Raw genomic sequence first — 8,762 nt, forward strand, 5'->3', positions numbered from 1 at the left:
GCGCGCATCGGTTCTGCACACCCTCGACCGGTCGGGGTCTACGGAGAGTGACTCAGTCCTCGGCCTCATCGGCGGCGGCGACTGGACGAAGGCCGGGGATGCGGGCAGGACGTAACCGAGGTGATTCATGCCCCATGTCGATTGCGTTGGTGATGGCATCGTCATATTTCGCTCTTACATTCCAGTACGCATGGTGTGCCGGGCGGTCAGGGTTTCGGGGTGTTCGGCGCCCTGGACCCGCTCACGGATGGGGAGCAGCTCGGCGAGCAGGTCTCGGGCGCCCGCCCGGGTCACCTGCCTTCCCGGTCCAGTACGCGAGGTTGTGCCGGGTGTCCAGGGTGTCCGGGTGTTCGGCGCCCTGGACCCGCTCACGAATGGGGAGCAGCTCGGCGAGCAGGTCGCGGGCGCCGGCCGGATCACCCGCCTTCCCGATCCAGCGCGCGAGGTTGTGGCGGGTGGCCAGGATTTCGGGGTGCTCGACACCCTGGACCCGCTCACGGATGGGGAGCAGCTCGGCGAGCAGGTCTCGGGCGCCGGCCGGATCACCGGCAACCCCGATCCAGTACGCATGGTCGTAGCGGGTGGTCACGGTATCGGGGTGCTCGACACCCAGGACCCGCTCACGGATGGGGAGCAGCTCGGCGAACAGGTCGCGGGCGCCGGCCGGATCACCGGCAACCCCGATCCAGTGCGCGACGTTGTGGCGGGTGGCCAGGGTGTCCGGGTGCTCGACACCCTGGACCCGCTCGTAGATGGGGAGCAGCTCGGCGAGCAAGTCGCGGGCGCCGGCCGGATCACCCGCCTTCCCGATCCAGTACGCATGGTGGTTGCGGGTGTCCAGGGTGTCGGGGTGCTCGACACCCAGGACCCGCTCACGGATGGGGAGCAGCTCGGCGAACAGGTCACAGGCGCCGGCCGGATCACCCGCCGCCCCGATCCAGCGCGCGAGGTTGTGGCGGGTGGCCAGGATTTCGGGGTGCTCGACACCCCGCACCCGCTCGTGGATGGGGAGCAGCTCGGCGAACAGGTCTCGGGCGCTCTGGTGGAGGCCGGCTTCGCCGAGATAGCGGGCGATTTTCTGTGTCAGGCCGCAGACGTCGACAAGTGTTTCGTCGCTGGTATCGGGTTGCGTGGTGGCTTGGCTGAACAGGTCGGTGGTGTGCGGGGCGAGTGTCTGCCAGGTGGGCCAGTTCGCGGGATCCTCGGGTGCGCCGACGATCCTCACGTTCAGCAGGGTGATGGCCAGCGCGAGGTAGTCGGCGTAGTGGCGGGTGGTGTTCACATGGCGGCGGCTGGTGTCGCGGATGAGTGGATGTAGCCGGATCAGGGTCACCGCGGCAGAGGGGTCGGTGTGGTCGAGGGTGAGCAGGCCGGCGCCGGCCAGTGCCTGCAGCAGCACGGCGAGGCCCTCGCGGGTGAGGCCGCGCAGCAGCGCGGAGGCGGCCAAGGCGTCCGGGTCGAGCACGGTACTGGGGATCGGTGCGTCGGCGAAGGTGGCCAGCAGCCGCAACAGCGTGCGGGCTTGGGGCAGGCCCCGACTGTCTAGCAGGTCCAGCGATAGTTCCCACGTCCGGTCGATGGTGCGGCGGGCCTGCGCCTCGCTGGGCGTGTGACCGGCCGGCTGCTGGGGGAGGGCTTGGCCGGTTTCCAACGCGGCGTGGTAGCCGGTGAAGGTGGATCGCGGCCCGGTGATGCCGGTGCGCCGGGCCTGGCCAATGCTCTGCCCGGCAAGGTGCAGGGCCAGCGGTAAGCCGCCGAGGCGCTCGGCCAGGGCGGTGGCCTCATCTGCGGTACCAGCGGTGCCGGCGTGACTGAGCAGGACTTTCGCGCCGTCGGCGGGGGTGAGCATGCCGACCGGATGCAGCTGGTACCAGTCGTGCTCGAGCGGGCCGCCGTGCTGCTGGGAGGGCCAGGTGCCGGGATCGGCGTCGCGGGTGGTGACGATCAGTGTGCCGTGCCGGTGCGCTACCGGCCGGATCCAGCCGCGCCCGGCTGCCACCGGCTCGCCGGCCGCGGCCAACAGCCGGGTGTCGTCGGCGTTGTCGACGACCAGCAGCCACCGCTGCGGTAGCTGCTCCAACAGCCGCCACACCAGATCGGGGCCACTGCCGGTCTCGGACCAGGCGTAATGGATGTCGGTGTCGGAGGCGCCGAGATCGGCGGCCAGCAGCCGCATCCCGTCCTGTAGCTGGGTCGCGGTGGCCGCCGACACCCACCACACGCGCACACCCGCCCGGAACAGGCGCTGGGCGAGCAGTTGCGCCACGGTGGTCTTGCCGGCACCGCCCATCCCGTGCAGGACATGCACCCGCGGCCGATGCCGGGACCGCCACCGGTGCAGACCAGCCAACTGCTCCACCAGCAGGTCACGGCCGCGGATAACGGCGTCGGTCAACTCCGGTGGCCGCAGTGATCCCATACCCGCCTGAGCCCGGCCCGGCCGGCGCGGCCACACCGACAAGATCGCCGTACCCGCCCCGGCGCCCGCGGTCTGGCCCGACAGCCGGTGCTGCAACACCGCCAGCACCATCAACAGCGCCGTTGCCCCGGCCACCACCGACCACATCACGACCGGATCCTTCAACCAGCCCCAGCCGGGCAGAATCCCGGTGCCGATGTTGGTCGCCGTACCCAATGCCGCGGTGAGCAGAACCACCACGGCCGCGATCGCGGCCGGCACCCGGCCACGGCCCCCGCCCGCCCCGCCGGCCATCAGCGGCCCTGCCGGTCTGCCCGCCAGGCAGGGATGACATGGCCAAGTCGGCTCAGCACGCGGCGACCTCCTCACGGGACACATCGAGGCTGTCGGCGCGCCCTGCTCGCGTCAAGCTCAGCGTGCCGCCGAGGGCCACATTCGACCAGAAGTGCTAGGCCAGGCCGGTCGTTGCAACACTGCTGTGATCAGGCTCAGGCGGCGTCAATCCCTGATGGAGCCGCCAGGCCGCGATGGTGTGTCCCGGCCGTCTAGGGTCCGGGGGTGGTGATGAGCGCGCTGGACATCGTGGGCGTGATCGAGTCGGACCCGGGTGCGATGAAAGTCCTCAGAGCCGCGGCCGGCCTAGGGCTACCGGACTGGTGGATCGGTGCCGGCTTCGTGCGCAACCGTGTCTGGGACGCGATCAGCAGTCTTCTCGTCTCGCCGGAGCGCGACGTTGATGTCGTCTACTTCGACCCCGAGAAGCCGGACCCTCGCGAGGACGCACGCGCCGAAGCCCGAGCCGCAGTGATCCTGCCTGAGGTGCCGTGGGAAATTCGTAATCAAGCACGGATGCATCTGCGCAATGGCGTTGAGCCCTACAAGTCCGCCCTGGACGCGATATCACGCTGGCCAGAGACGGCAACGTGCATCGCGGTGACGCTACGGGGCGGCTCTGTCCACCTGGTCTGCTGCCATGGGCTGGATGATCTTGTCGGAATGGTTGTCCGCCCGTCTCCGGCCTTTGACAACGCGGCGGGCCGGGCGACGGTACAGCGCCGCGTGGAGGCAAAGGGATGGCTCAACCGCTGGGCCGGACTGCGGTTGAAGATCTGATGCTCACGCATGAGCGGACGTTCCGTACGGCAGTATCAGCGCACGCACCGAGCAACAAGCGCACCGCAACGGTTGGTAGCACGCGGCTCGCGGCATGAGCGGATGCCCGGCATGGCCGGCCGGGCGCCATACGATCTTCCCTGTGACTGGACCCTCCGCTGTAGTTCTGCTTCCGGGTGCATGGACGCCAGATGACGTCAAAGAGTTCCGGGCATGGCTGGCCAGGTCGCTCAGCACGGACACCGACAACGACTGGTGGGTCCTGCGGGAGCCACGCCACCTCGGCCTGTCAGAACTGCTGCGGACCGGGCCGATGCTGATCGAGATGGTCGAATACGAGGAAGGCGACGCGGAGGAGGCAGCGTGCTTGACGCACGCTGCAGGATTCCCGCCAGGCTCCGAGATCGTCCTGGCCGCGGCAGTCAACGGCAAGGACGACCATCGCTTTCTCGCTGAACTCGCAGTGGCGACAGCCCGTCGATACGGGGGTCTGATCAGCCTGGACGGACTGCTGCCCGTGCCGCCTTCACCGGACAGCGCGAAGCCGGCGGCTGGCGACTCCGGTGCCAGCCCTCAGAAGCGGGCAAAATGCTCCCGGGCAATAATCACGACGCTCCACGGGCGATGGCACGAGATCCCGTACCGCACGGCGAGCGGTGAGGTCGCCACCTACCACGTCGTCGATGCCGACCTGCTTACCTCATGGCTTCAGCATCCGAATTTCCGCATGGTGAAGTAGCCGAGTCGGACACCCTCTCATCGGCAGATCCGTACTCGGGTGCTCGTCTCCGATGCGCCGTGCGGTGACTGAGCGTTTCCGTTGCCTGGGTAAGTGACGCTCCGGCAAGCTGAGGCAGCTGGAACCGAGTCTGCGCTCCTTCCGGGCGCCGTCCGCGCTGCCCTGCGCCACATCCCTGAGTGCCGAACACCATGCTGTCCTGGCTGGAGTGACCTGGGCGAGCTACGCCTCTCGCCACCGAGAGACGGGCAATGATCCGGAACGATGCACTTCAGCCGGCGCTGAGCGGCAAGTTTGTAATCTCTGGCTATGAATCGACGGGGATGGGCGCTGGTCATTGCCGTCGCCGGTGTGCTGGCTCTCGTGTCGCTTGCCTCGAACGTGACAACCGTGAGCCAACTGGAGGGCAGGGCGAACACGCTGCTTGCCGTGCGGTTGACCCTCAGCCAACTGGTCAACGCAGGGACGGTCTGGGCCGGGCTGGCAGTGGTGTCCGGGTGGCTCGTCCGCCGCCCCGCTCCGGCTGTCGCCGCCGGTGTTGGGGCCCTGCTCACCGCTTGCGTCGTGCACTACGGCGTGGGGCTGGCTCTCGGAGTGTTCGATGCGGACGTCTGGACGTCCAACCTGGTCTGGTTCCTGGCGGCGATGGTCGTGGGCGGACCGCTCGGCCTGGTGGGCGCGGTCGCTCGCCGGTCGGATCCGTGGGGGGTGGCGGCACGGCTTGTCGTCCCGGTCGGCGCCCTGCTCGAACCATTCGTCGTCGGCCGGTTCATCCTCCCCGAGATCCTGCCCTGGCCGGTCCGGGTGGCCGGCGTCATCAGCGGAGTGGCGCTGGTGACGGCCGGGACGGCGGGCTGCTTTCTGGTTCTCGCCGCTGGCCGGAGGCGGCTGAGCCCGCCGAAGCAGGAGCCGGTCAGCGAAGGGTGATCAGCTCGGTGACCTCCCGGGTCTCCGTGTCGTAGCTGCGCGCCGCCACACACTCCCCGGTCTCCGGCGCCACGTCGGCGAGCAGAGCCAGCGCGGCCGGGTGCTGCGCCACCGGCATGTTGAGCGCCAGGCTCACGTGCGGCACCCAGTCCGCCGGGCCGTACAGCGGATGCACCGCCGCGCACACCTCGGCGTGCAACGTGCGCAACTCCGGGCCGTCGGCGGGGCGGACCAGGGCGCGGCCCAGCGACCGGACCGGGCCCAGCCGGATCGGCACCGGCAACCGCAGGCCGGGGAGCGCGGCCACCGACTCGGTCACCGCGAGGGTGAGATGCGGGCGGTTCGTCGGATGCCGGTGCGTGGCCAGGCTCTTCAGCCCGGCGGCGTGCAGGCGCTGCCACAGCGCCCGGATCCCCGCGTCGAGTGCGGGGTCCAGCAACAGCTCCACGGTGTGCATCGCTAGACCGCCATCGCCGGTGGGTACCGCACCCGGCTGGGCCGCGCGGTGTATTCCTCCCACGCCGCCGCCAGCCGCCGCACCGCCTCCGAGAGCATCTCCGGCGTCGCCAGGAAGTGCATCCGCAGGTGATCGGCATGGCCACCGGCGGGGTCGAGCCCCGAGCCGGGCAGCACCGCGACCCCGTGCCGGAGCGCCTGCTGCGCGTACGACTGCCCGTCGCCGTGCGGCAACCGCACCCACAACGTCTGCCCGCCGGAGACCGCCGGCGCCTCCCACGACGGCAGATGCCGCGCCAACTCCGACCGTAAGTGGTCATGCGCCGCCCGGCGTGCCACAGCGGTCCGCCGCACCAGCGTCCCCAGCTCGGGCAGCAGTTCGGCGGCGGCCAGTTGCGCGGGCACGTTGCCACCGAGGTCGAGCACGGTCCGCATCCGCGCCAGCCGGCCGATCAGCGCCGCCGGCGCGCGGACCCAGCCGACCCGCAGCCCGCCCCACGCCACCTTGCTGAGCGAGCCGACGGTGATCACCCGGTCGTCGTGGACGGCGAGCGGCGGCGGCAGCGGTTCGCCGGGAAAGCCCAGCTCGGCGAGGGCCTCGTCGTCGATCAGCGGCACGCCGGCCGCGACGGCCGCGGCCACGATGCGCTGCCGGGCCGGGGGAGGGAGCACGGTGCCGGTCGGATTGTGGAAAGTGCTGATGGCGTACGCCAGAAGTGGTCTTTCCTCGACGAAAGCCGCGGCGAAGTCACCCGCCGTGACCGGTGCGGTGCGCAGGACGGCGCCCTCCTCGCGGAACGCCTCGAGGGCCCCGAAGTACGTCGGCGTCTGCACCAGCACCCGGTCACCAGGCTTGATCAAGGCCCTGGCCAGCAAGGTGAGCGCCTGCTGCCCGCCGGTGGTGATCAGCACCTGGCCGGCCGTGGTGGGCAGCCCGCGAGCGGTGTACCGCTGCGCGATGGCCGCACGCAGCGTCAGCAGGCCTGTCGGGTGATAGCCGATGTCCCCGGTGATCCCGGCCAGCCGCGGCACCGTGCGCGCGTACGCCTCCACCAGCTCCGGCGGCGGCGCGTCCGGCGCCGCGCAGGCCAGCATGATCACGCCGTCGCGGGGTTCGAGCAGGTGCAGGAAGGCCGGCGCGCCGGTCGTCGGCCGGGCGGTGGCCGCGGGCGGGCCGGCGACCCGGGTGCCGCTGCCCTGCCGCCGCACGATCCGGCCCTCGCCGCAGAGCAGGTCGTAGGCCGTCACCACGGTGCTGCGGCCGACGGCCAGGGCGGACGCGAGCGCCCGGTCCGGCGGCAGAGGCGCGCCCGGCGGCAGCTCGCCGTCGTCGATCAAGGTGCGGATCCGTGCCGCGAGCAGCACATAGAGCGCCCCGCGCCCGGACGACCAGCGGCCGAGGCGCTCAACCAGAGTGATTGGCTCCATCAGCAGACCAATCTAGCGGCATTGGCCCTGCCGCGCACCGTCCCGCGCTCGCAGGATGACTCCATGACCGATTTCGCGCCGAGTGCCATGACCGCGCTCATCGACCACCATGTGCGCTTCGACCTGGCGGAGAGCACCTGCCCGCCGCTGTCCCTCGGTGACCTCGCCGAGCCGGCCGAGCTGGCGGCGGTCCCGCTCGGGTACGGCACCACCCGCGGCGACGCCGGCCTGCGCGAACGGATCGCGGCGGAGACCGGTGTCACCGGCGACCAGGTCCTCGTCACGGTCGGCGCGATCGAGGGGATGTTCCTGCTCGCCCAGGCCACCTGCGGGCCCGGCGACCGGGTGCTGCTGGTGACCCCCTGCTTCCCGCCGGCGCGGACCGTTCCGGAAGGGCTCGGCGCCCGGATCGACGTGGTGCGGGCGTCGTTCGACGACGGGTACCGCCTGCCGGTGGACCGCGTGGTGGCGGCGCTCGGACCGCGTACCCGCCTGGTGTCCCTCGCCTCGCCGCAGAATCCCTCCGGCGTCCGCCTCGCCGAGAGCGAGCTGCGGGAACTGCTCGCCGAGGTGCGCGTCCGCGCACCGCAGGCGGTGGTCCTGGTGGACGAGACCTACCGGCATTCGACGTACGCGCGAAGCACCGTCCCGCCCTCCGCCGCGTCCCTGTCGCCGGGCGTGGTCACCTGTGCGTCCGTCTCCAAGGCGCACGGTGCTCCCGGGCTGCGTCTCGGCTGGCTCACGGTGACCGATCCTGATCTGTACGCCCGGCTGCGCCACGCCAAGTTCGCCACCACGATCGCGTGCTCCGGGGTGGACGAGTTCCTCGCCCGGCGGGCGCTGGAGCGCGGCCCCGCGATCCTCGCCGAGCGTGCCGTCTTCCTGGGGGAGCGGCTGGACCAGCTGCGCCGGTGGGCCGCGGACCAGCCGGTGAATCTGCTGGTGCCGGACGGCGGGCCGCTGTGCTGCCTGCGGTTGCGGGCGGAGGTGGACGTCGACGGTTTCTACGCCGGGCTGGCGCGGCGGGACACCCGGGTCGCGCCGGGCTCGTGGTTCGGCGAGGACGACCGGGTGTTCCGGCTCGGCTTCGGGCATCTGCCGGTGGCGGACTTCGCCGAGGCCCTCGACCGGGTCGCCGCGGCTCTCGTTCCTGAATCGCCGCTGCGCGTCCGGGTCCGGCCGACCACCGAGAGCCGAAACTTCCGGGGCCAGGTTTCGTAACTCTCAGCGCGAAAGTGTCTTCCATGCGCATGTCACCCTGCCGTTTTCCCCGCTTACAGGCATGTCAGTGCCGTACCAAGTTACCGGTAGGTTTCTGAAAGTTGTTGACACGCCATCTCGTGGAGTCCTACCGTCGCCATCGACGGGACTCGATCCTGCGGCCGTTGTCCCCGCGACCCCCACCGCAGGGCCCGGCGCCGCTGGGCGCGAGCCGTCACCCGGCCGTCAGGCAGTCCGCCGGGTCCCGGTGCGCTGCCGGCGCGCCAGTCGTGACGAGAGGAAGCAAGAGATGAACGACATCCCCACGATGCCGAGGAGACGTGGCCGCCTGCGTGTGCTGCTCGGTGCCGCGTTCGCCGCGGTGCTCGCGGTCACGGGCACGGCGCTGGCGCCCAGCGCGTTCGCCGAGGCCGACCGCACGGTCAGCTCGAACACCACCGGCACCCACAACGGCTACTA

Annotated in this window: 7 protein-coding genes; 4 read left to right on the forward strand and 3 right to left on the reverse strand. The window is 71.0% G+C overall.

The features are described 5' to 3' along the window. Positions 1 to 241: 241 nt before the first annotated feature. Positions 242 to 2,713 (reverse strand): tetratricopeptide repeat protein, encoded by a 2,472-nt coding sequence (locus AC0NH5_RS40685; protein ID WP_474413380.1) that lies wholly within the window; start codon positions 2,711 to 2,713, stop codon positions 242 to 244. A 270-nt stretch (positions 2,714 to 2,983) separates the two neighbouring features. Between AC0NH5_RS40685 and AC0NH5_RS40690 the strand changes: the two genes are divergently transcribed. The 3 genes from AC0NH5_RS40690 (at position 2,984) to AC0NH5_RS40700 (ending at position 5,198) form a co-directional block, all read left to right on the forward strand. Continuing rightward, positions 2,984 to 3,532, forward strand: coding sequence for a nucleotidyltransferase family protein (locus AC0NH5_RS40690; protein ID WP_474413397.1), 549 nt, complete (start codon positions 2,984 to 2,986; stop codon positions 3,530 to 3,532). Positions 3,533 to 3,674: 142 nt separating this feature from the next. Then, the gene (locus AC0NH5_RS40695) at positions 3,675 to 4,271 is read left to right on the forward strand and encodes a DUF6368 family protein (RefSeq protein WP_474413382.1); all 597 of its coding nucleotides are present in this window, start codon (positions 3,675 to 3,677) and stop codon (positions 4,269 to 4,271) included. A gap of 309 nt (positions 4,272 to 4,580) precedes the next feature. Next, positions 4,581 to 5,198 carry a hypothetical protein gene (locus tag AC0NH5_RS40700; RefSeq protein ID WP_474413384.1) on the forward strand — a complete coding sequence of 206 codons (618 nt, stop codon included), beginning with the start codon at positions 4,581 to 4,583 and terminating at the stop codon, positions 5,196 to 5,198. Here the strand turns inward: AC0NH5_RS40700 and AC0NH5_RS40705 are convergent. Then, a complete protein-coding gene (locus AC0NH5_RS40705; RefSeq protein WP_474413386.1) occupies positions 5,185 to 5,655 on the reverse strand; it encodes a 2'-5' RNA ligase family protein in 471 nt (156 codons plus the stop codon). The two genes, AC0NH5_RS40700 and AC0NH5_RS40705, sit on opposite strands and share 14 nt — an antisense overlap. Positions 5,656 to 5,657: 2 nt before the next feature. Next, the gene (locus AC0NH5_RS40710; protein WP_474413387.1) at positions 5,658 to 7,082 is read right to left on the reverse strand and encodes an aminotransferase-like domain-containing protein; all 1,425 of its coding nucleotides are present in this window, start codon (positions 7,080 to 7,082) and stop codon (positions 5,658 to 5,660) included. 63 nt (positions 7,083 to 7,145) lie between these two features. Here AC0NH5_RS40710 and AC0NH5_RS40715 point away from each other — a divergent pair, with 63 nt between their 5' ends. Further along, on the forward strand, positions 7,146 to 8,303 hold the full coding sequence (locus tag AC0NH5_RS40715) for a pyridoxal phosphate-dependent aminotransferase (protein WP_474413389.1): 1,158 nt from the start codon (positions 7,146 to 7,148) through the stop codon (positions 8,301 to 8,303). The last annotated feature ends 459 nt before the right edge of the window (positions 8,304 to 8,762 follow it).

The organism is Actinoplanes sp. 13 (assembly GCF_056134165.1).

Bases quoted from the DNA above. Each gene is read 5' to 3' on its own strand.
- AC0NH5_RS40685 (WP_474413380.1), bottom strand. From the start codon at position 2,713: ATGGCCGGCGGGGCGGGCGGGGGCCGTGGCCGGGTGCCGGCCGCGATC.
- AC0NH5_RS40690 (WP_474413397.1), top strand. From the start codon at position 2,984: ATGAGCGCGCTGGACATCGTGGGCGTGATCGAGTCGGACCCGGGTGCG.
- AC0NH5_RS40700 (WP_474413384.1), top strand. From the start codon at position 4,581: ATGAATCGACGGGGATGGGCGCTGGTCATTGCCGTCGCCGGTGTGCTG.
- AC0NH5_RS40705 (WP_474413386.1), bottom strand. From the start codon at position 5,655: ATGCACACCGTGGAGCTGTTGCTGGACCCCGCACTCGACGCGGGGATC.
- AC0NH5_RS40710 (WP_474413387.1), bottom strand. From the start codon at position 7,082: ATGGAGCCAATCACTCTGGTTGAGCGCCTCGGCCGCTGGTCGTCCGGG.
- AC0NH5_RS40715 (WP_474413389.1), top strand. From the start codon at position 7,146: ATGACCGATTTCGCGCCGAGTGCCATGACCGCGCTCATCGACCACCAT.